The sequence below is a fragment of the Helicobacter pylori genome (genome assembly GCF_021062735.1).
GTDB lineage: Bacteria > Campylobacterota > Campylobacteria > Campylobacterales > Helicobacteraceae > Helicobacter > Helicobacter pylori_DN.
This window is the reverse complement of record NZ_JAHXLB010000004.1, coordinates 20,018-41,771: the sequence shown is the minus strand read 5'-3', so window position 1 is coordinate 41,771 and position 21,754 is coordinate 20,018. Positions and strand designations below refer to the sequence as shown.

The 21,754-nt window shown below is 37.0% G+C and carries 17 protein-coding genes and 2 pseudogenes; 6 read left to right on the top strand and 13 right to left on the bottom strand.

Annotated elements, in window-relative coordinates:
- Positions 1–1,936: pseudogene (gene cagA, locus KX581_RS02970) on the bottom strand (type IV secretion system oncogenic effector CagA); the annotation flags it as partial.
- Between cagA and cagY the strand changes: the two are divergent.
- The 4 genes and pseudogenes from cagY to cag5 all read left to right on the top strand — a co-directional run.
- Positions 1,934–3,436 (top strand): annotated as a pseudogene (cagY, locus tag KX581_RS02965) (type IV secretion system apparatus protein CagY); the annotation flags it as partial. The pseudogenes cagA and cagY overlap by 3 nt on opposite strands.
- 136 nt (positions 3,437–3,572) lie before the next feature.
- Complete coding sequence (gene cagZ, locus KX581_RS02960) at positions 3,573–4,172, top strand: cag pathogenicity island translocation protein CagZ (protein WP_000418790.1); 600 nt, start codon at positions 3,573–3,575, stop codon at positions 4,170–4,172.
- 4 nt (positions 4,173–4,176) lie between these two features.
- Positions 4,177–5,169 carry a cag pathogenicity island type IV secretion system ATPase VirB11 gene (gene virB11 / locus KX581_RS02955; RefSeq protein ID WP_000133874.1) on the top strand — a complete coding sequence of 331 codons (993 nt, stop codon included), beginning with the start codon at positions 4,177–4,179 and terminating at the stop codon, positions 5,167–5,169.
- Between the two features lie 8 nt (positions 5,170–5,177).
- Positions 5,178–7,424, top strand: a complete 2,247-nt coding sequence (gene cag5 / locus KX581_RS02950; RefSeq protein WP_231175539.1) for a VirD4 family type IV secretion system ATPase Cag5 — start codon at positions 5,178–5,180, stop codon at positions 7,422–7,424.
- A gap of 473 nt (positions 7,425–7,897) precedes the next feature.
- Here cag5 and cag4 read toward each other — a convergent pair whose 3' ends face one another.
- The 4 genes from cag4 to KX581_RS02930 all read right to left on the bottom strand — a co-directional run bounded on the left by cag4 (position 7,898) and on the right by KX581_RS02930 (position 10,970).
- The gene (cag4, locus tag KX581_RS02945) at positions 7,898–8,407 is read right to left on the bottom strand and encodes a VirB1 family T4SS lytic transglycosylase Cag4 (protein ID WP_180599779.1); all 510 of its coding nucleotides are present in this window, start codon (positions 8,405–8,407) and stop codon (positions 7,898–7,900) included.
- Positions 8,408–8,416: 9 nt separating this feature from the next.
- The gene (gene cag3, locus KX581_RS02940) at positions 8,417–9,862 is read right to left on the bottom strand and encodes a type IV secretion system outer membrane cap subunit Cag3 (protein ID WP_231175538.1); all 1,446 of its coding nucleotides are present in this window, start codon (positions 9,860–9,862) and stop codon (positions 8,417–8,419) included.
- Entirely contained in the window at positions 9,855–10,559 is a 705-nt protein-coding gene (locus tag KX581_RS02935; protein WP_414600151.1) for a DNA topoisomerase, read from the bottom strand. Before KX581_RS02935 ends, cag3 begins: the two co-directional genes overlap by 8 nt.
- Before the next feature lie 63 nt (positions 10,560–10,622).
- Complete coding sequence (locus tag KX581_RS02930; protein WP_000785788.1) at positions 10,623–10,970, bottom strand: cag pathogenicity island protein Cag1; 348 nt, start codon at positions 10,968–10,970, stop codon at positions 10,623–10,625.
- Between the two features lie 267 nt (positions 10,971–11,237).
- Here KX581_RS02930 and KX581_RS02925 point away from each other — a divergent pair, with 267 nt between their 5' ends.
- A complete protein-coding gene (locus KX581_RS02925; protein WP_120871463.1) occupies positions 11,238–12,092 on the top strand; it encodes an SEL1-like repeat protein in 855 nt (284 codons plus the stop codon).
- An 81-nt stretch (positions 12,093–12,173) separates the two neighbouring features.
- Here KX581_RS02925 and csd6 read toward each other — a convergent pair whose 3' ends face one another.
- The 6 genes from csd6 to KX581_RS02895 form a co-directional block, all read right to left on the bottom strand.
- Positions 12,174–13,166, bottom strand: coding sequence for a cell shape-determining L,D-carboxypeptidase Csd6 (gene csd6 / locus KX581_RS02920; protein WP_231175537.1), 993 nt, complete (start codon positions 13,164–13,166; stop codon positions 12,174–12,176).
- Positions 13,163–14,068: a GTPase Era gene (era, locus tag KX581_RS02915; protein ID WP_180599787.1), complete on the bottom strand. Its 906-nt coding sequence runs from the start codon at positions 14,066–14,068 to the stop codon at positions 13,163–13,165. The genes csd6 and era overlap by 4 nt, the downstream gene beginning before the upstream one ends.
- Entirely contained in the window at positions 14,068–15,399 is a 1,332-nt protein-coding gene (gene hslU / locus KX581_RS02910) for an HslU--HslV peptidase ATPase subunit (RefSeq protein WP_231175536.1), read from the bottom strand. The genes era and hslU overlap by 1 nt, the downstream gene beginning before the upstream one ends.
- The gene (hslV, locus tag KX581_RS02905; protein WP_108266994.1) at positions 15,399–15,941 is read right to left on the bottom strand and encodes an ATP-dependent protease subunit HslV; all 543 of its coding nucleotides are present in this window, start codon (positions 15,939–15,941) and stop codon (positions 15,399–15,401) included. Before hslV ends, hslU begins: the two co-directional genes overlap by 1 nt.
- A 3-nt stretch (positions 15,942–15,944) precedes the next feature.
- Positions 15,945–16,394 (bottom strand): 50S ribosomal protein L9, encoded by a 450-nt coding sequence (gene rplI / locus KX581_RS02900; RefSeq protein ID WP_025276052.1) that lies wholly within the window; start codon positions 16,392–16,394, stop codon positions 15,945–15,947.
- A gap of 62 nt (positions 16,395–16,456) precedes the next feature.
- Positions 16,457–18,532: a DUF262 and DUF1524 domain-containing protein gene (locus KX581_RS02895; RefSeq protein WP_231175535.1), complete on the bottom strand. Its 2,076-nt coding sequence runs from the start codon at positions 18,530–18,532 to the stop codon at positions 16,457–16,459.
- A gap of 145 nt (positions 18,533–18,677) precedes the next feature.
- Here KX581_RS02895 and glnA point away from each other — a divergent pair, with 145 nt between their 5' ends.
- Positions 18,678–20,123 carry a type I glutamate--ammonia ligase gene (gene glnA / locus KX581_RS02890; protein ID WP_231175534.1) on the top strand — a complete coding sequence of 482 codons (1,446 nt, stop codon included), beginning with the start codon at positions 18,678–18,680 and terminating at the stop codon, positions 20,121–20,123.
- Between the two features lie 253 nt (positions 20,124–20,376).
- On the opposite strand, the gene KX581_RS02885 is transcribed toward glnA, so the two are convergent.
- Both KX581_RS02885 and dapB read right to left on the bottom strand, forming a co-directional pair.
- Positions 20,377–20,547, bottom strand: coding sequence for a hypothetical protein (locus tag KX581_RS02885; RefSeq protein WP_000849514.1), 171 nt, complete (start codon positions 20,545–20,547; stop codon positions 20,377–20,379).
- 430 nt (positions 20,548–20,977) lie between these two features.
- Positions 20,978–21,742: a 4-hydroxy-tetrahydrodipicolinate reductase gene (gene dapB, locus KX581_RS02880; RefSeq protein WP_120871444.1), complete on the bottom strand. Its 765-nt coding sequence runs from the start codon at positions 21,740–21,742 to the stop codon at positions 20,978–20,980.
- Between the last annotated feature and the right edge of the window lie 12 nt (positions 21,743–21,754).

Below are 21,754 nucleotides of genomic sequence, written 5' to 3'. Positions count from 1 at the left end.
CCTTATCATGCCTTTTCAAAGGGAAAGGTCCGCCGAGTTCATCAATCGTAGCGTAAATGGGTTCAGGGCTAGCTGAAAGCCCTACTTTACTGAGATCATCAACCTTATCATGCCTTTTCAAAGGGAAAGGTCCGCCGAGTTCATCAATCGTAGCGTAAATGGGTTCAGGGCTAGCTGAAAGCCCTACTTTACTGAGATCATCAACCTTATCATGCCTTTTCAAAGGGAAGCCCGTTGCTTGCCCTACATCACCCAAACCACTTGCTATTTGATTGAGTCGGTCAATTTTTGCTTTTACATTTTTAGCAACTTGAGTATAAATGGGTTCTTCAAGGCTAGCTACTTCTCCTGTTTTCTTTTTATTAACTTTAGCATAAATGGGTTCGTTTTTGAGTCCATTATTGTTATTGTTGTTGAAATTTTTAAATTTCTCATTCAATTCTTTCTTGATATCCGAAAAGTTTTTAGAAAGAGTTGTGGCTTCTGCTTGAGATAACCCGTTACCGACTAGGGTTCCATTTACACCATTCTTAACGGATTGGTATAGTTCAGAATTTTTTCCAGTATTGAAATCTTCATTTTTTTGAGCTTGTTGAGCCAATTGTCCTTTTGAGAAATTCTTGAGATCGGCTAGCGCTTGCTCTACCCCACTGAAATCGCCTGTTGCCTTAGCTATTGATACCGCTTGATTGAGATTGTCAACTTTATCCGTTATCTTTTGATTGATGATCACATCTTTAATGGAATTTTCAAGGTCGCTTTTTGCTTGCGTTACCTTGCTGAAATCCTTATTTTTGCCATTTTTGAATTCATTCAAAGCTGTATTAAGGTTTTCAACTTTTGAAATCCATTCTGGATTGATACCTAAATCTTTCACCGAGTCTTTAAGGGCTTTTAGCGTTTCTTCTGTCTTGCTGAAATCCTTATTTTTGCCATTTTTGAATTCATCAAAAGATTTATCAAAGTCTTTCAAATTCTTGTTGATGTTTTCAAGCTTATCAGACAATTCCATTCTGATAATTTTAAGATCCTGAGTGTAAGCGGCCGCTCTTGCTTCCTTACTAGCCTCTTCATTGATAATTGCAAAAATCTTATCTTTTTGGCTGTTAGCTTGAGCTTTTGCTTCCATTCTATTTTTGTTGTCGTTTCTGTTCTCCAATTTTTTCATTACTTCTTTCTCTAAATGCTCTCGTTTCCTTAGAGATTTTTCAAGATCTTTCTGAGCTTTTTTCACTTCGTCATAATTGCCTGTGTTTTTAGCTTCAGCTACAGCTTTATTGAAGTTTGAAGCTTTTCCAACCATTTCTTTGTTGCTGTTCAAAAAGTCTTTGATGAGCTTATTAGCTTCTTGTGGGGACAATCCTTTAGCGACTAGTTTATCTTCTAAATCTCGCCTTATATAATTAGTGATAGCGAGATTATTTAAATTAGGCAAATTAAAGACAGCTACCTTGCTAAAATTTGCTTCCAAATGGGAAACGCCATTCGTAGCACCTACACCCTTATCAGGACTCTTGGAGGCGTTGGTGTATTTGAAATTGGAATAATTGACAAACATCACGCCATCATATTTTAGGCTACCTTGAAGAGTGGTTTTTGTTTCTCCATCTAAAGCTTTATCTTGTTTTTTCCCATAATCTTTGAGAGTATAGCTCAATTCCCCATTACCAATACCAAACTCAGTAACCAAAGCTAAATGTTTTGGGTCTTTTTTAGAAACAAAAGCAATGTGATCATTCCCTAGAGCGTCCAAATAAGCCTTACGGTCTTTTTGGAAATTTTCAATCTCAGTTTGGAATTGTTCTTTCTCTTTCTCGCTCAAGTTATCTAATTTAGCGTTGTTTTTTGCAAGAAATTCCATGAAATCCACTTTGTTTTGGATCTCTTCTTGACTCAACGCTTGTTTCAAGCCTGTGAGTTGATCTTCTTTGTAAAGGCTGTTGCGGATTGTTTGGCTATGGCTAAAACCGATGAAGAAAAAAGGAAATGCCAAAACCTTTATAGCGATTTGATCCAAGAAATCCAAAATAAAAGGACACAAAACAAACAAAATCAATTGAGTAAAACAGAAAGGTTGCATCAAGCAAGCGAGTGCTTGGATAACTTAGATGACCCCACTGATCAAGAGGCCATAGAGCAATGTTTAGAGGGCTTGAGCGATAGTGAAAGGGCACTAATTCTGGGAATCAAACGACAAGCTGATGAAGTGGATCTGATTTATAGCGAACTAAGAAACCGCAAAACCTTTGATAACATGGCGGCTAAAGGTTATCCGTTGTTGCCAATGGATTTCAAAAATGGCGGCGATATTGCCACTATTAACGCTACTAATGTTGATGCGGACAAAATAGCTAGCGATAATCCTATTTATGCTTCCATAGAGCCTGATATTACCAAGCAATACGAAACAGAAAAAACCATTAAGGATAAGAATTTAGAAGCTAAATTGGCTAAGGCTTTAGGTGGTAATAAAAAAGATGACGATAAAGAAAAAAGTGAAAAATCCACAGCAAAAGCTAAAGCAGAAAGCAATAAGATAGACAAAGATGTCGCAGAAACTGCCAAGAATATCAGTGAAATCGCTCTTAAGAACAAAAACGAAAAGAGTGGGGACTTTGTAGATGAAAATGGTAATCCCATTGACGATAAAAAGAAAGCAGAAAAACAAGATGAAACAAGCCCTGTCAAACAGGCCTTTATAGGCAAGAGTGATCCCACATTTGTTTTAGCGCAATACACCCCTATTGAAATCACTCTGACTTCTAAAGTAGATGCCACTCTCACAGGTATAGTGAGTGGGGTTGTAGCCAAAGATGTATGGAACATGAACGGCACTATGATCTTACTAGATAAAGGCACTAAGGTGTATGGGAATTATCAAAGCGTGAAAGGTGGCACACCCATTATGACTCGTTTAATGATAGTCTTTACTAAAGCCATTACGCCTGATGGTGTGATAATACCTCTAGCAAACGCTCAAGCAGCAGGCATGTTGGGTGAAGCAGGGGTAGATGGCTATGTGAATAACCACTTTATGAAGCGCATAGGCTTTGCTGTGATAGCAAGCGTGGTTAATAGCTTCTTGCAAACTGCGCCTATCATAGCTCTAGATAAACTCATAGGTCTTGGCAAAGGTAGAAGTGAAAGGATACCTGAATTTAATTACGCTTTGGGTCAAGCTATCAATGGTAGTATGCAAAGTTCAGCTCAGATGTCTAATCAAATTCTAGGGCAACTGATGAATATCCCCCCAAGTTTTTACAAAAACGAGGGCGATAGTATTAAGATTCTCACAATGGACGATATTGATTTTAGTGGCGTGTATGATGTTAAAATTACCAACAAATCTGTGGTAGATGAAATTATCAAACAAAGCACTAAAACTTTGTCTAGAGAGCATGAAGAAATCACCACAAGCCCCAAAGGTGGCAATTAATTCAAAAGAAAGGATAAAATATATCTATGTTACCAAACTTGGTTCTTTACAAAATAAAAGACAAAACCAACAACAGGCTCTTCTAGAGGGTGTAATGGCGGAAAAAACCAAGCAAAAACAATGAAAGGAAACAGCAATGGAACTCGGTTTCAATGAAGCAGAAAGACAAAAGATCTTAGATAGCAACAGATCTCTTATGGGAAATGCAAATGAAGTAAGGGATAAGTTTATTCAAAATTACGCCATTTCTTTAAAAGATAGCAACGATCCGCAAGATTTTTTGAGAAGAGTTCAAGAGTTAAGAATCAATATGCAAAAGAATTTTATTAGTTTTGATGCTTATTACAACTATTTGAACAACCTTGTGTTAGCCAGCTACAATCGTTGCAAACAAGAAAAGACTTTTGCAGAAAGCACGATCAAAAATGAACTAACGCTTGGGGAGTTTGTTGTAGAAATTTCTGACAACTTCAATAATTTTATGTGTGATGAAGTAGCAAGAATTTCAGACCTAGTGGCTTCTTATCTGCCAAGAGAGTATTTACCGCCATTCATAGATGGCAATATGATGGGCGTGGCGTTTCAGATTCTAGGGATAGATGATTTTGGAAGGAAGCTCAATGAGATTGTCCAAGATATAGGGACTAAATATATTATTTTGAGCAAAAATAAGACTTATCTCACTTCTTTAGAAAGAGCTAAATTGATAACCCAATTAAAATTAAATTTGGAATGAGAACATGACTGAAGACAGATTGAGTGCAGAAGATAAAAAATTTCTAGAAGTAGAAAGAGCTTTAAAAGAAGCGGCATTAAATCCTCTAAGGCATGCTACTGAAGAACTTTTTGGTGATTTTTTAAAAATGGAAAATATCACTGAGATTTGTTACAATGGGAACAAGGTTGTATGGGTTTTAAAAAATAATGGCGAATGGCAACCATTTGATGTGAGAGACAAGAAAGCCTTTAGTCTATCTCGTTTAATGCATTTTGCTCGGTGTTGTGCGAGTTTTAAGAAAAAAACAATAGACAACTATGAAAATCCTATTTTGAGCAGCAATTTAGCGAATGGTGAAAGGGTGCAAATTGTCCTTTCCCCTGTTACAGTTAATGATGAAACCATTTCCATATCCATAAGGATACCTAGCAAAACAACCTATCCTCATAGCTTCTTTGAAGAGCAAGGTTTTTATAATCTACTAGACAACAAAGAACAAGCGATCAGTGCGATTAAAGATGGTATTGCTATTGGTAAAAATGTGATTGTTTGTGGTGGCACAGGAAGCGGTAAAACGACTTATATCAAAAGCATCATGGAGTTTATCCCCAAAGAAGAAAGGATCATATCCATTGAAGACACCGAAGAGATTGTATTCAAACACCACAAGAACTACACACAGCTTTTTTTTGGTGGGAATATCACCTCTGCTGATTGCTTAAAGTCATGTTTGAGAATGCGGCCTGATAGAATCATTTTAGGGGAACTCAGAAGCAGTGAGGCATACGATTTTTATAATGTGCTTTGTAGCGGTCATAAAGGCACGCTAACCACTCTGCATGCAGGGAGCAGTGAAGAAGCGTTTATTCGTTTAGCCAACATGAGTTCATCTAATAGTGCAGCAAGGAATATCAAGTTTGAAAGTCTCATTGAGGGCTTTAAAGATTTGATTGATATGATTGTCCATATCAACCACCACAAACAGTGTGATGAATTTTATATCAAACATAGGTAGTAGGTACAATGGAAGACTTGTCGTATAACACCTTATATTTCATAGAGGATTATAAGTTGGTTGTTATTTTTAGTTTCATAGGGGTAATAGCGTTATTTTTTCTCTACAAATTCATAAAAGCTCAAAAAAAAGCTTTTAAAGATAAAGCTAACCAACCTCAAAAGAAAAAAAACTTTAAAGAAATCATTATAGAGGGGCTGAAAGAAAGAGTTAAAACTTTTGGCTTTTGGTTACAAGCGACACTATTACTATCCTATTCTTTTATCACATCAGGGTTATTTTTCTTGATTCTATTAGGTAATTTTTATGATGATAATAAATTGCCTGAGAGCGATGATGATCTTTTTGATATATGGATCTATGCGATACAAGATTTTCCTGCATACTATTTTAAGGCGCTTTGTTTTAGTTCACTCAAGATTTATGGGTTCAATATATCCTTAGTCGTATATAGTTCTATTTTATGCTCTTATATATTCATTACCTTTTTTGTGTGGTTCTTAAAATACTTAACTCGGACTAGAGACATAGGAGCGAATAAAAAAGTTGATGATCTCTTTGGTAGCGCGAGTTGGGAGAGCGAAGAAAAAATGATCAAAGCTAAACTTATCACACCCAATAATAAAAAACGCGCCTTTGACAAACGAGAGGTTATTGTAGGCAGGCGTGGTTTGGGGGATTTTATCGCTTACGCAGGACAGGCGTTCATTGGCTTGATTGCTCCTACCAGAAGCGGTAAGGGGGTGGGTTTCATCATGCCTAATATGATCAATTATCCTCAGAATATCGTTGTGTTTGACCCTAAGGCTGACACTATGGAAACTTGCGGAAAAATCAGAGAAAAACGCTTCAACCAAAAAGTGTTCATCTATGAACCTTTCTCCTTAAAAACACACCGATTTAATCCTTTCGCTTATGTGGATTTTGGTAATGATGTGGTTTTAACTGAAGACATACTCTCTCAAATTGACATACGCCTAAAAGGTCATGGGATGGTGGCTAGTGGGGGGGATTTTTCCACTCAAATCTTTGGATTGGCAAAGCTCGTGTTCCCTGAAAGACCTAATGAAAAAGATCCTTTTTTTAGCAATCAAGCGCGAAATCTTTTTGTCATCAATTGCAATATTTATAGGGATCTCATGTGGACTAAAAAGGGGCTTGAGTTTGTCAAAAGAAAAAAAATCATCATGCCTGAAACTCCCACGATGTTTTTCATAGGTTCTATGGCAAGCGGTATCAACTTGATTGATGAAGACACAAACATGGAAAAAGTCGTGTCTCTGATGGAATTTTTTGGAGGTGAAGAAGATAAGAGTGGCGATAATATAAGAGTGCTTAGTCCTGCCACTAGAAACATGTGGAATAATTTCAAGACAATGGGCGGTGCTAAAGAAACTTACAGCTCTGTTCAAGGGGTCTATACTTCAGCGTTTGCCCCCTACAATAACGCCATGATCAGAAATTTCACGAGCGCTAATGATTTTGATTTCAGGCGTTTAAGGATTGACGAAGTGAGTATTGGCGTGATCGCTAATCCTAAAGAAAGCACTATTGTTGGGCCGATATTAGAGCTGTTTTTCAATGTGATGATTTATAGCAATTTGATTCTGCCAATCCATGATCCACAATGCAAAAGAAGTTGCTTGATGCTCATGGACGAATTCACTTTGTGTGGCTATTTAGAGACCTTTGTTAAAGCGGTAGGGATTATGGCAGAATACAACATGCGCCCCGCTTTTGTGTTTCAAAGTAAAGCGCAACTAGAGAATGACCCCCCACTTGGTTATGGTAGGAATGGCGCTAAGACTATTTTAGACAACCTTTCTTTGAATATGTATTATGGGATTAACAACGATAACTACTATGAACATTTTGAAAAACTTTCTAAGGTGTTAGGGAAATACACTAGACAAGACGTGAGCCGAAGCATTGATGATAATACCGGTAAGACCAATACTTCTATCAGCAACAAAGAGCGCTTTTTGATGACCCCTGATGAATTGATGACTATGGGCGATGAGCTTATCATTCTAGAAAACACGCTCAAACCCATCAAGTGCCACAAGGCGCTTTACTATGATGATCCATTCTTCACTGATGAGCTTATTAAGGTAAGTCCAAGCTTGAGCAAGAAATACAAATTGGGGAAAGTACCAAATCAAGCAACTTTTTATGATGATTTGCAAGCCGCTAAAACCAGAGGTGAATTGAGCTATGACAAGTCTTTAGTGCCTGTGGGTTCAAGCGAACTGTGATTTTAGTTTCTGATCATTAGTTTCGTTTTAAAAATCCTTCAAAATCAGATCAAACGCTTCTTTGCTAAAAAAATAATCTTTGTCTTGCATGAAGCGTTTGAGTTTTCCTATATCTTTAGTGAAATTTTCACTCATCAAAAGCTTGTGTGTTCTTTGATTTGCTAGCCATCGCTTTTATTGGATTGCTGCATGCGCTAGATTAAAATTCATCAATCCATTTTTACAGCACCTATGCCCAGAGAAAATGGCATGAATTGGAAGAATTCTTACGCTATATGTCTTTATAAGGAAAGCAAAAGCCTATTCCAAAAAATAAAAAGACAAAATATCTTAATAAAAAGAAGCAAAATATATTTTAGAAAAATTAAAAGATAATGATGTAAATGATATTATTATAAATTCATAAGATAGGAGAAGTGTATCACCAAGATTGCTTGTAAAAATTACAAAGATTCAAAAATAGTTAGTATGCTCTACTCGTTGTAACGCACTTGAGAATAAATGCAGCGAAACTTCTTCACATAAGCACCATTAGGGTTGTGTTTCATTCCCCCATTATAAGCGCCTATTGCCATTTCCACTAATTGATACACGCTTTTGTTGGGATATTTTTGTTTGTAGTAGTCAAAATTTTCTTTCAAAATTTGTTTGGCTAATTGGATCGCAAAACCCACATCGTTTAGCAATTTGAATTTGAGAAGCGTTTTAGAGTAGGTAGGATAGAATTTTTTAGCGGTGTTTAAAGTGATATGAAACATGGAATAAGAAGTGTCTTTTGTGGAAATTTCGCGCTTGTTGTTCAACCCTAGAGAGCTTTCTAACAAAGCGATAGAAATAAGCGTTCTGCACACCACTTCATTGTTGCAACCTTTTTGATGGATATGGATAAGATTTTCATACTGCTCGAAACTAATGGTTACCTTTTGGCATGGATAGGCTAAGGAATTAAGAAGCAAAGTCAGACCAATCCATTTCTCAAACAAAACTTTAACTTACTTTGAATCTTTCAGTAACGCTTTTTGTAACTTTTGCTTGTCGTACTTGAGCTTGTCCTTTAGAGGTGAGAGCAGATTTTGAATGCTCTCATAGCCACACAGCATTCCCTCTTTATAGGGGTCGTTTTTGATTTTGACATAGAGACTAATGCCATTAGCATAACACAAGCCATTAGACTTAATATAGTAGCTCTTAATTTCTTCTTCTAAGCTTCTCAAGTCATTAGGATTGAGAGGTGTTTTTTTGCTGTAAGAATTTTCACTAATCAAAGTCCCTTGATAGCTTCGTTTGATCGTGGTTTCTTTATCCACTAACAATCCATTATAATTTTCTTTTTCCTTGACAACTCTCATTGTTTCATCAGGATTACTTGTTCTAGGAGAAATAGGCACTTCCACTACTCTAGGTTTCTTAGCATTTTTCTTTTTCAACTCTGCTTCTAAAGCTTTTAGTTTCTTTTGATTTTCTAAGTCTTTGAGCTTGTATTTAGCCAATTCAGCCTCTTGTTTTTCTTTTTCTGCTAAGAGTTTCTTTTCCCTCTCTTCTTCATTGGCTATGAGTTGGGAGTTAGCGATTAGCTCTTCTATGAGCTTCTCTTTGTTGTTTTCAGGAGCGGTTTGAGTGGCATAAGGTGATGGTTGAGTCTCATTGGCGTTATTTGTCTCTTTTAGTCTATACAAGCTATAAGGAGCAATGATATTAGGTTTTTGAGTAGCGCTATCGCTAGTGGGCATAGCTACCATTTCATCTCTTAGAGGCGAACACACTTCATCATTGGGTCTGCAGATCACATCGTTGGCGTAGTTGAAATACGCGCGTTTTTGTTGTTCAAAAAGCTTATTCTCATCAATTGACGCTCCCTTATCAAGCGTATGGGCATTGGGATCGCTTCTTTTTGGCACTCTCAAAAAAGTCGCTTGGGCATAAGGCAGGTTTTCATTGATTTTTAAGACAAACTTAGCGTTTCGTTTGTTGAGCGCTTTTAAAATGTTGTAATACCCATTGACTTGTTCTAGTGAGCCTGTGATGATGATGAGATCCGCATAGGTTCCCATTGCTCTTGTTTTGATAATGGGGTTTTCTATGGATAGATAGTTGTTGTAATCCAATAGATCCATAGCGTAGAGATAGGTTTTGTCTTTCAAAGCGCTATTACCAAACCAATCCCCAAAGCTTTTGTCATTCACATTCAAGGTGTCGTATATATCAAAAAGCGCTTGAGTTTTTGTGTCATCAACAGAAACATATTGAGGTTTCTTATGATCAGGGATCTGTTGGCGCTGTCTGGCTTCTTTTTTGAGTCGTTTAGCTTCTTTCTTGGTCTCTTTAGTTTCTTTAGTGGCCTTAATGACCCTATCGGCTTCACTTATTTCTTTAGCATAAAGAGTGTTAGAGGTTAGTAAGCCTATGAGCGATACAGCGGTTGCTAGTTTTCTAAACATTAGTTTCCTTTTTTTCAGAATTGATATAGAGACAAAATTCCATTGCATTTAAGATAAGTGATATAGCTGTAAAAAACTCATTGGGAGTGAATTTTCTGTTAAGAAACCCTAAAAGAACTTTTTCTTCATCAGCCACATTTTTGTTGAAGCAATCATTCTCTGAGTCCTTGTAAATCTTATATAAGTTTTTTTTGAAAGTCTCTTCAAACAAATATTCAGTAGGATAGCTTATATGCCCTTTCATGTATAGTTTTTGGACTAATTCTAATATCTGATTGGGGCTGATTTTTAACAGAGAGATTGCCTTTTTTTGTAGGGTGCTCAAGTTGTAGCCTAGAGACTCTTGAAAGTTGATCCCTACCCCTTGATCCAATTTAGCCCTTAAAAACCCCCTATTGGACAAATTCTCATACTCTTTGTTGTTTTTAGCTTCTTTGATACTTTCTAGCGTTTCTGAAACGACCCCTTTAGATTTCAAACTTGTCTCTAATGCGTTAATGACATTCTCATCAATCTTTTCTTTGGGTTTGATATTGAACTTATTTGAATCGTCAGTGTGTCTTGAAGCCACTTTTTGCATGATTTCTTTTTGTGCGTGTTCGCAGATAAAAATAGAGAATCCTATGATATTAGAAGTCTTTAGAGAAAAAGAATTTATAGGTTGCTTGTGTAGGTCATGCAGTGAGTAATAAACCACTAGAACACCTAAATTTTTGAAATTTTCTTTTATTCTTTCTTCAGTCAAAATCGTTGTTTTACCTCAATCTTTATTCTCTTTAGCTTCAGTTGGTCCGTTAGTAACGCTTGTTGCTTGAGATTTTTGGGTTTCGTTATTGACAGTTGTTGCCGCTTTAGGTTGTTTTTTGGACAATTTTTCAACTAATTTCACTAAGTTGATATTAGAAAAAGACAAAAAGATTCCTATTGCGACAAAAATTATCCCAACAATCCCCATAGCACCGCTCAAGACACAACATAAAACCCCTGCTCCAATGAGACCTAATGCATCATAACGCTTGTCAGTCAAACTGTTTTTGAAAAAATTTACAAAGGCGTTTGGTTTCTTTGTTTCATGGGTTGTTTCAGTTGTATTGATTGTGTCAGCCATAGTGTTACCTCCATAAGGTATATTCTCAATTTGTCACTATGAAACAAATTCATGTTATTATAGCAAAAAATATAAAACCATCTCCCTATTGCTTGTCGCCATTATGCTGTTGTTTGTAGTCTAAAAAAGAGATGATTTGATAGAATGAAGCGTTTAAGTTAGATCGATTAAGCTTGCTGCTATCCATTCAAATTGCTTTGAAAGTTCGCTTGTGATCTGGCTAGAAAAACAGGCTAAAGAATGGCTCAAATTGTAAAAGGACTTGACATGTTTAAAGATTTTTATCGCACCACCCTCTCTTTTTTAAAGCCTTTATTGCTTTTACTAGTTTTATTGTTGCCGTTTTCACTTTGTATAGCTGATGAATATATTAGCATAAGTGATGATTGGGATGAAAGGGCGCGAAATCAGTGGGATGAAATTGCACGAAATCATAAGACATATTATTTTGAAAATGGTTTAGACCATTTTAATCAAGGCCAATACAAACAAGCCTTTAAAGATTTTAAAACGGCGCAAGAATACAGCATTGGGCTTGGCAGCGTTTATTTAGCCAAAATGTATTTGGAGGGAAAGGGCGTGAAAGTGGATTATAAAAAAGCACAATTCTATGCACAAAACGCTATCAAAGGGTATGGGAGCGGGTTGTTAGGGGGTGCTCTTATTTTAGGACGCATGCAAGCGCAAGGCTTAGGGATGAAAAAGGATTTGAAACAAGCGCTTAAGACTTACAGGCATGTGGTTCGCATGTTTTCTAATAAAAGCACAAATTATTTTGCTAACAATTTTAGATTACCAAACCTTGCGTTCACTAGTATGCTTATTGGATCGCGATTCATTGATCTTTCAGGTTTGAGTGCGAATCCTATAAAATTTGGAAAGAAGTTTGGAATACTTGTTATGAAATCCACTCAAATCAAAGATAAGACACTTCTTTGGGAAGACATTGCTGAAATTTCAAGCAATATTATTTTACTCAAACAACAAATGGGGGAGATCCTTTATAGAATTGGAATCGCTTATAAAGAAGGGCTTGGCACTAGAAAGAAAAAGGAGAAGGCTAAAAAATTCTTGCAAAAATCCGCAGAATTTGGCTATGAAAAAGCCATGGAAGCTCTATAGTTTTAATCAAACTTGTATCAAAGCTTAAGGATTAGAAAAATCCGCTTAGATTACCCTCATTAAAACAGAGCCTTATTTTTCTTATTTTTCCATTATAATAGACACTTGATTGTTTTCAATCTCTATATAGAGTTCTTTTTGAGAATTGGAGCTATAAGAGAGCTTGTTATGCTGGTAGGCTTTGTAATCTTGGTCAAACACCACATAAAACAAGCGTTTGTTTTGAGAGTTGGGGTAAGGGATCACATTGATAGAAGAAAAAGCGATATTCTTTTTTTCATTTTTTGCAAACACCCTTTTTTTATACTCTTTAAAAGCGTTGAATTTCATGCCGTCATAGCGAGTGAAATTGGGGTTATAAAAACGCATGTAGCGTTCAAAATCGCCCCTAGCCCAGGCTTCTTTCCATTGAAAAAGGGAGCTTAAAATCATGCTCAATTCTTCTTTAGTGCTAGGGAAAAACTTGTCTTCATAGGTGATGAGGAACGCTTTTTCGCCTTTTAACACCTTATCATAAGAGCTTAGAATAGGGTTTTCAATCGCAATGCAGCCCTTGGTGTTCAATTCATTCCGATCGCCATTTAAAGGCATTCCATGCACCCAAATGCCATGCCCGGTGCGTTTTTTCAAGGTATCATACAAATTAGGGTAATTCGTTACAAAAGCCAAAACGCCATAATATTGATCCAAGTGCTCTAATTTCTGCGTGATACGATACACTCCAATGGGCGTGGCCAAATCGCCCTCTAAAGTTTTATCGCCCTTTTTAGAGCCTACAAGAGCTTTAGAGCTGTTGATTTTTTTAAGCATGTTATTTTCTATCTCATAAAACTCCAAACTGGGCTTGGATTTATCCGCTACAAATAAAAACTGCTTGTTTTGATAATAGCCAAAATCCGTATCTTTATTTTGAATCTCTTCTGCCCAAAAAGATTTATCCGCTAAATAAGAATCCAGCTTTTGACCCACCACTTCCAAGCCTTGTTTTTGATAAAGGCGCATGATTTCTAACAAACGATCACTAGCATTCAATCCCACAAACCCCATTAACAGAGCCGGTAATATTTTTTTCAATCCCTTTTCCTTTGATGGATATAACCCAGTTTTTGCAAGCTCTTTTCTTCCTTACTCCATGATTTTTGAGCGATCACTTGCAAGTTTAAAAAAACCTTTTTTTCGCCCACTTCTTGCATTTTTAATCGCGCGTTAGTCCCGATGCGTTTGATATTCACCCCGTTTTTGCCTATCACGATTTTTTTTTGGCTTTCTTTTTCTACGATAATGTGCACATACACCTTGTCTATGCGTTCTTCTTCTATAAATTTATCAATCATCACATCGCTTTCATAAGGGATTTCATCGCTCAAAAAATCAAACAAACTCTCCCTAATGATTTCCTTATAAATATCGCGCATTTTTTCATCGCTCATCAAATCCTTTTCAAAAAGCCATGCACTAGGGCTTAAATGCTGGCTGATGCATTCTAAAAGCGCGTTTAAATTTTGAGATTTTTTCGCACTCAAAGGCACTAGATCTACAAATTGCGAAGCGTATTTTTGATACTCTTGTAATTTTTGTAAAACCTGCTTATGCGTGGCTGTGTCAATCTTGCTCAAAGCCAAGATATGGGGTTTTTGGCACAAATTTAAAAACTCTTCATAGCCTTTTAAATCATCATGCACAGAAGCTAAAAAAACGCACAATTCAGCATCGCCCATCGCTTTTAAAGCCTGTGAGAGCATGCACTGGTTGAGTAATTTTTCTTGATGATGGAGCCCTGGTGTGTCTAAAAAAATGATTTGGCTCTCATACCCTTCTTTATCTTTAAAAGGCACGATGCATTTCATCAATTTTCTGGTCGCATTAGCCTTATGCGAAACAAGGGCTAAATGAGCGTTTAATAAAGTGTTTAAAAGAGTGCTTTTTCCAGCGTTTGGTTTGCCTATAAGAGCTACAAAGCCTGCCTTAGTCTTCATTATAAAATATACTTCACTAAATTTTCATCAGCCACTAAATCCTCTAGCTTTGATTGGACCAACTCTTTAGTGATAGTAACGCTTTGCCCCAAATAATCCTCCGCTTCAAAGCTAATGTCTTCTAGCACTTTTTCAATGGTGGTGTGCAACCTTCTAGCGCCTATATCTTCGCTTTTTTGATTGGCGTTATAAGAAAGTTTGGCTAACTCTTTGATCGCATCGTCTTCAAACGCAATTTCTACGCCTTCCACTTTTAAAAGGGCTTGGTATTGCTTGATGATAGAGTTTTTAGTTTGGGTTAAAATCATATACATGATTTCTTCGGTTAAATTCTCTAACTCCACCCTTAAAGGGAAACGCCCCTGCAATTCAGGGATCAAATCGCTTGGTTTAGAAAGATGAAAAGCCCCGGCTGCAATGAATAGAATATGCTCCGTTTTAATAGAACCATACTTCGTATTCACCACACTCCCCTCTACAATCGGCAATAAATCCCTTTGAACCCCTTCTTTACTGGGATCTTGACGGCTTCCTTCTTTAGAGCTTACAGCGATTTTATCAATTTCATCAATAAAAATCACCCCTGAACTTTCCGCGCGCTTCAAACCTTCCATTTTAATGGCTTCGCCATCTAAAAGCGTGTCGCTAATTTCTGCTTTTAGGGCTTCTTTAGCCTCTTTAACGCTTAAAGTTTTTTTGACTTTATCCTGTTCTTTATGGAAAACTTTAATCAAGTTTTCTTGAACCCTTAAAATTTCAGGCGGCACATTAGAATCAATCTCTATGCTTTTTTTACGCACTTCAATTTCAATTTCTCTACTATCCAACTCGCCTTGCGCGATTCTTTGTTGCATTTTTAAAAGGCTGTTAGCGTATTCTTGTTTTTTTTCTTCGCTCACACCACTAGGCAAGGGGGGTAGGAGTTTTTTAGCGATTTTTTCTATAACCGCCTCTTCAATCTTGTCTTTTAATCTTTCTTTATGCTCATTTTCCACTAAAAGCACGCTGTTATTGACCAAATCCCTCACCATAGACTCCACATCACGCCCCACAAAACCCACTTCTGTGTATTTGCTCGCTTCCACTTTCACAAAGGGGAGTTCCATGATTTTTGCTATTCTTCTTGCGATTTCCGTTTTACCCACGCCAGTAGAACCAATCATTAAAATGTTTTTAGGCGTGATTTCTTCTTGTAAGGATTTTTCCAGTTGCAAACGCCTGTAACGATTCCTAAAAGCGATAGCGATAGACTTTTTAGCTTCCTTTTGCCCAATGATGTATTCATCCAAATAAGCGACAATTTCTCTTGGGGTCATATTCAATTTAGACATTAAAGCTCCAAAATTTTAATATTCGTGTTGGTGTAAATGCAAAGATCCCCTGCGATTTTTAAGGACTCTTCTACAAGTTTTTTAGGCTCTAAATGAGCGAAATGATCTAAAGCCCTAGCCGCGCTTAAGGCGTAATTCCCACCACTCCCAATAGCAGCGATCTTATTGTCTTCAGCCTCTAAAACATCGCCCGTGCCACTCAAAATAAAAATGTGATCCAAATTTAAAACGATCATCATCGCTTCCAATCGGCGTAAATACTTATCTTTGCGCCATTCTTTGCTGAAATCCACTACGCTTTTAAACAAATCCCCCTTTTTGCTCTCTAAAATGCGTTCAAACATATCAAACAAACTAAAAGCGTCCGCGGTGCTTCCGGCAAACCCGCTTAAAACCTGGTTGTGATACAAGCTTCTGATTTTTGTCGCATTGGCTTTGACTACGCAATTACCCAAAGTTACCTGCCCATCGCCTCCAATGAGCGCAAACTTCTTACCCCCCATCTCCCCTCTATAGCCTAGAATCGTTGTCGCTTCAAACATTTTCTACTCAGCCACCACATCAATTTTAAACGCGCCCACAACCCCCGATCCAAGCTTGACTTCAATCTCATAAATCCCTGTGCTTTTAATCGGGTGTTTGAGTTCAATGTCTTTTTTATCTAAATTTAAACTCGCATGCTGTTCTTTCAAACGCTCCGTGATCTCTTCTTTAGTGATCGCTCCAAATAAAGAGCCGTTCGCGCCGACTTTTTTATGGATAGTCAGCGTGATGGTCTGTAAAGTTTCTACCATTTGCAATTTTTGCGCCTTTTCTAGGGCTTCTTTTTCCGCTTTCTTTTTGACTTCGGCTTTGTATTTGTTGATCACTTCGTTAGTGGCGAGTTTGGCTTTTTTGTTAGCGATTAAAAAGTTATTCCCATAGCCATCTTTAACCTCACACACTTCACCCGCTTTGCCTAAATTTTTCACATCTTCTAATAATAGAACTTTCATCATATCCCCTTTAAGTTGTAAGTAATTTGTAATTATACTCTTTATTTTAATAAGTTGGGTTTTTATTGCCTGTTCCTACCACCTATCTGTTTTTCTAAAGCCTGTTTGATCAATCCCAAACAATAAGGGATATTCTCTTTTGTTTCTAGTTTGATTTCTATGTCCCCATTCCCAAAATGACCTTTATTAATATCCCTTGCCAGATTTTTTTCGTCTTGCAGTTCATTAAATGGCATATTTAAATACAATTTTAAATCCTTGTTTTGCACAACAATATCCACAAAATTTTTGTCAAACATACAAGAGATATACTCTTGATTAAATTTTTCAGTTATCTTTTCATCAAAAGCTTTAATCTCTTTGCTTAAAATATCAAACAATTCCCTTGAATGGGGGCTAAACTTATAAGAGCTTAAATCATAAGCCTTTTTTTCTCTTTTTCCTTTCTGTTTATCTTCCTCTAATGTTTCTGCCTCTAGATTGGGGTAAGTCCAAATCTTTAAAGCCCAATCCGCTAAATCATTAGCTCTTTTTTCAATCTCTTTTTCGCCAAAAGATTCCAAATCTTTTAAACTTTGATTGAGTTTCAACGGGCTTTGTTTGAAGCCCTTCTCCATATCTCTTTTTTCTTGGAAAGAATTGTTACTATACTCAGAGTTATAACCGGTTAGAGTGAGATTCCCTATTGTGTGGAGGTATTTATCGTGTATTGCTTGAAAATTTTCACCCAAATCCCTTTTCCATTCTTCCGTGAGTGTTTGAGGCATGATATGCTCAATAGTGCATTCTTGAGTATTGACCGGCTCTTTTGTGTTAAAATTTTCTAGCCTTTCAAGAAAGTATTCCCTTTTTTGAAAATGATAAAAATCTATTGTAATAAAAAGCTTTTTAAACTCGTCATTGTTTGGAAATCTTTGTTTTTCTGTCAGACAGACAAAATGCGCTTCTATACTTTCAAGATATTGATCTTTATTGATTTTTTTTGTAAAAGAGGGAAAGACTTTATTGAGACTATTTGTGCTAAGCCCGCACACCGCCCTTCTGCAAATATAGCTCTCTATCAAAGCGACAATAGGGATAAAATCCTGCTTGGATAAAACGCCATCCTTATAATCGCCATAAAGCTCTAATAGTAGCGGATAGATCACATCCATTTCCAAATCTACAAGAAAACTTAAAGCCTTGTTTAAATTTTTATCGGCTTCTTTTTTGAATACGATCCGGCAAAAATACCCGCAATATTTTTGCAAATCTTTTAATAAATCCTCTATTTCTATCCCTTCTTTTTGCTGATAATCCTTGAAAGCCTCATAAACTCTTTTCTCATTGGGAGTCTTTCCTATTTTGATCGTGAGATAATGACGGACAAACCGATTAAATAATTTTTCATTTTGTTTAAAATCCTCCTCCATAGCCCTCCAATATTGATTATAAAAGCCTTCTTGCTTTTCAATCTCTGTTTCCATTATGATATAGTTTCTGATCAAATCCGTTTGCGTGAGTTCAATACCTTTTGAGTTCATGCTCTCAAAAATAAGTTGAGGATCATCTTTCCCTTTTTCTAAAGCAATCCAAACTATCATGAGTTTTTTAAATCCTTTAAAAATCGTTTCTAGTTTGTCGGTGTTTTTACGGATCCATTCTTCAAATAATTTAAAATTTTCCATTATTTTTAACGAAGGTTCGTTCGGTTTTCTTCTATTTTCATCAATCAAAGACAGCAAGGTGTCTTTATCAGACTCTGATAAGATGAGTCTGAATTTCTTATCGCCGTCCTTATTGCTGTTGATAAGATAGCTCTCTATTTTTTCACGCGAAAATTTTTCTAAAAATTCATCTTCATCGTTTAAATAATCCCTCAAAGCGATGAATAAAAGCGTGATGGTGGTGAGCCTTTGTTGGCCATCAATAATGAGTAATGCATTGTCAGAGTGCGTAATGCCATCTAGCACATACAAAATAGAACCGATAAAATGCCCGTCCATCTTATCATCTCCACCAACTTTTATAATATCATCCCATAATTCTTTGCATTGTTCCTTTTCCCAACTATACACCCTCTGATAGATGGGAATGACCAATTGATTCTTTTGATTGTCTTTAATAAATTTTAATAGTGGGGTTGCGTCTGCTTTCATAAATAACACTCCTTAATTTAGCGGATTTTAGTGCATGCATCTTAATAAAACTTGATACTTGATACAGATTTTACTTTTTTTACCCCATAAATGCTATAATCACCCCTATCAATCAAACTCAATTCATAACAATTAAAGGTGGTTAATGGTAGTAAGAACTCAAAATAGTGAAAGCAAGATCAAAGAGTTTTTTGAATTTTGCAAAGAAAATGAAGTGGAATTTGTGGATTTTAGATTCAGCGATATTAAAGGCACTTGGAATCACATCGCTTATTCTTTTGGGGCTTTAACGCATGGCATGTTTAAAGAGGGGATTCCTTTTGATGCGAGTTGTTTTAAAGGCTGGCAAAGCATTGAACACTCCGATATGATTTTAACCCCTGATTTGGTGCGTTATTTCATTGATCCTTTTAGCGCGGATGTGAGCGTGGTCGTGTTTTGCGATGTGTATGATGTGTATAAAAACCAGCCTTATGAGAAATGCCCTAGAAGTATCGCTAAAAAAGCCTTAAAACATTTAAGAGATTCAGGTTTGGGCGATGTGGCTTATTTTGGTGCGGAGAGCGAATTTTTCATCTTTGATTCCATTAAAATTAAAGACGCTTCCAATTCCCAATACTACGAAGTGGATAGCGAAGAGGGCGAATGGAATCGGGATAAGAGCTTTGAAAATGGCGTGAATTTTGGGCATAGACCGGGCAAGCAAGGGGGCTATATGCCTGTGCCGCCAACGGATACGATGATGGATATTCGCACTGAAATTGTGAAAGTCTTAAACCAAGTGGGGTTAGAAACTTTTGTCGTCCATCATGAAGTCGCGCAAGCGCAAGGCGAAGTGGGCGTGAAATTTGGGGATTTAGTGGAAGCCGCCGACAATGTCCAAAAACTCAAATACGTGGTTAAAATGGTCGCTCATTTAAATGGGAAAACCGCCACTTTCATGCCAAAACCTTTATACGGGGATAACGGGAGCGGGATGCACACCCATGTGAGCGTTTGGAAAAACAACGAAAACCTTTTTAGCGGCGAAACTTACAAGGGCTTGAGTGAGTTGGCGTTGCATTTTTTAGGGGGCGTGTTGCGCCACGCTAGAGGGTTAGCCGCTTTCACTAACGCTTCCACTAATTCTTATAAACGCCTAATTCCAGGCTATGAAGCCCCATCTATTTTGACTTATTCGGCTAACAACAGGAGCGCGAGCGTGCGCATCCCTTATGGGATTTCTAAAAATAGTGCTAGGTTTGAATTCAGATTTCCGGACAGCTCATCAAACCCCTACTTGGCTTTTGCAGCGATTTTAATGGCAGGCATGGATGGCGTTAAAAATAAGATTGATCCCGGCGAAGCGATGGATATTAACCTTTTCAAATTGACTTTAGATGAAATCAGAGAAAAGGGTATCAAACAAATGCCCCACACTTTAAGGCGATCGTTAGAAGAAATGCTAGCCGATAAGCAGTATTTAAAAGAGAGTCAGGTCTTTAGCGAAGAATTTATTCAAGCTTATCAGTCTCTTAAATTCAACGCTGAAGTGTTCCCATGGGAGAGCAAACCCCATCCTTTTGAATTTATCACCACTTATTCATGCTAAAACAATGAGCGAATCAATAATCCCACTTTAACAATTTAGAATAGGGCAAAAATACCTTATTCTTAAAAAAAGTGGTTGGAAAAATTGATTTTCTTTGCTTTTTGGATAAGCCTTACTTAAGGCTCTTTGATCTTTAACAATGGGGTTTTTAACTTTATTTTTTATGCAAAACTCATTTTTTAAGGGGACAGAGAGCATTTGAAATAACACCCCTAAAACCCCCAACTAAACCCGCCTAAAACCCAGTGCCGGTTTAGTCAGTGTGGTAAGGACTACTAAAATCTTTGGGTGTGTGGCGTGCTTCTTTCTCTATAACAGCGTTTTTAACGCAAGCAACACGCAAAGCGTCAAAACGAGTTTCAACGCTAGCACAACCGCCAAGTAAAGACGCTCCAATGAACACGCTATTTCTAATGGTTTTCATTTTATATCCTTTTGTTTTAAAATTTTTAATAACTTACATACTTTAATCATGCGTCTATGATAGTTAAGATTTATTATGAAACAAAAAGTAAATGAAACTCAAAACAATCAAAATAACGCCCTAAATCCCAACCAGAAACGCTACCCTTTGTAATCCTTGATAATTTTTGCTATAATAAAGCCCTAACTAAAATTTCTCCTTTTATTTTAGTTAGGCTCCTTGAATTGAAATTGTAGTAGGGTTTACCACACTTGCCTTGTGTTACTAATCACACAAGGCAAGATTAATTCTTGCAAAATAAACTCTTCCAATACAGCTTAATCGTTAGCAATATCCCTTATAGTATAGTAAAAACCTTTTAGCAAGGCTAAAAAGGGGAAATATTTCATCGTAAAAGCGTGAATTATTTATACAAAAAGAATTAAAACATTCAACCAAACATCTCGTTGATTTCATATTTTTTAGCGGCTTTATCCTTAAGCCACAGGGCCACTTCTAAAGCCCCTTTAGCAAAAATAGATCGGTTAGTCGCCGTATGGCTAAGCTCTATGTATTCACCCTCTAAATAAAACCCTATCGTGTGCTTCCCGGCGACATCGCCCCCCCTTAAAGCAGCTATGCCAATGCTTTCTTTAGAGCGCAAACCTTCTCTGTGAGTGATTAGGGCATTTTTTTCATCATACCCCCTAGCCTTAGTGCAAGTTTCATACAAACTCAACGCCGTGCCGCTTGGGGCATCTTTTTTAAGATTGTGGTGCGTTTCTACAATTTCAATATCCGCATCTTTTAATTTCAAAGAAGCTAAAAAGGCTAATTGGTTGAGCATCATAATCCCAATAGACATGTTGTGTGCGTGCAAAAGTGGCGCTTTTAAAGCTAATTTTTGCATTTTTTCTAGCGTTTCTTTTTCTAAACCGGTCGTGCCAGAAACTAAAATTTTAGGGCATTCTAAAAGAGCCTCTAGCAAATGATCCACGCCTTTAGGTAAAGAAAAATCAATCACGCATTCGCATGCCCTCACAAACGCTTTTAAATCGTTGGTTACTAAAGGGGCGTGTGAAAAAGAGCTGAAATCCGTTTCGCATTTTTGCCTGACAAACACGCTAGACAGCACTAATCCCTTATACCCCCCTTTTAATTCTTCTAAGAGCAGTTTCCCTATACGACCGCTCGCTCCATAAACACCGATTTTCATGCGCTTTCCTTG

Bases quoted from the DNA above. Each gene is read 5' to 3' on its own strand.
- virB11 (WP_000133874.1), top strand. From the start codon at position 4,177: ATGACTGAAGACAGATTGAGTGCAGAAGATAAAAAATTTCTAGAAGTA.
- dapB (WP_120871444.1), bottom strand. From the start codon at position 21,742: ATGAAAATCGGTGTTTATGGAGCGAGCGGTCGTATAGGGAAACTGCTC.
- cagZ (WP_000418790.1), top strand. From the start codon at position 3,573: ATGGAACTCGGTTTCAATGAAGCAGAAAGACAAAAGATCTTAGATAGC.
- KX581_RS02930 (WP_000785788.1), bottom strand. From the start codon at position 10,970: ATGGCTGACACAATCAATACAACTGAAACAACCCATGAAACAAAGAAA.
- rplI (WP_025276052.1), bottom strand. From the start codon at position 16,394: ATGAAAGTTCTATTATTAGAAGATGTGAAAAATTTAGGCAAAGCGGGT.
- KX581_RS02925 (WP_120871463.1), top strand. From the start codon at position 11,238: ATGTTTAAAGATTTTTATCGCACCACCCTCTCTTTTTTAAAGCCTTTA.
- KX581_RS02885 (WP_000849514.1), bottom strand. From the start codon at position 20,547: ATGAAAACCATTAGAAATAGCGTGTTCATTGGAGCGTCTTTACTTGGC.
- hslU (WP_231175536.1), bottom strand. From the start codon at position 15,399: ATGTCTAAATTGAATATGACCCCAAGAGAAATTGTCGCTTATTTGGAT.
- glnA (WP_231175534.1), top strand. From the start codon at position 18,678: ATGGTAGTAAGAACTCAAAATAGTGAAAGCAAGATCAAAGAGTTTTTT.
- cag3 (WP_231175538.1), bottom strand. From the start codon at position 9,862: ATGTTTAGAAAACTAGCAACCGCTGTATCGCTCATAGGCTTACTAACC.
- era (WP_180599787.1), bottom strand. From the start codon at position 14,068: ATGAAGACTAAGGCAGGCTTTGTAGCTCTTATAGGCAAACCAAACGCT.
- KX581_RS02895 (WP_231175535.1), bottom strand. From the start codon at position 18,532: ATGAAAGCAGACGCAACCCCACTATTAAAATTTATTAAAGACAATCAA.
- cag5 (WP_231175539.1), top strand. From the start codon at position 5,178: ATGGAAGACTTGTCGTATAACACCTTATATTTCATAGAGGATTATAAG.
- hslV (WP_108266994.1), bottom strand. From the start codon at position 15,941: ATGTTTGAAGCGACAACGATTCTAGGCTATAGAGGGGAGATGGGGGGT.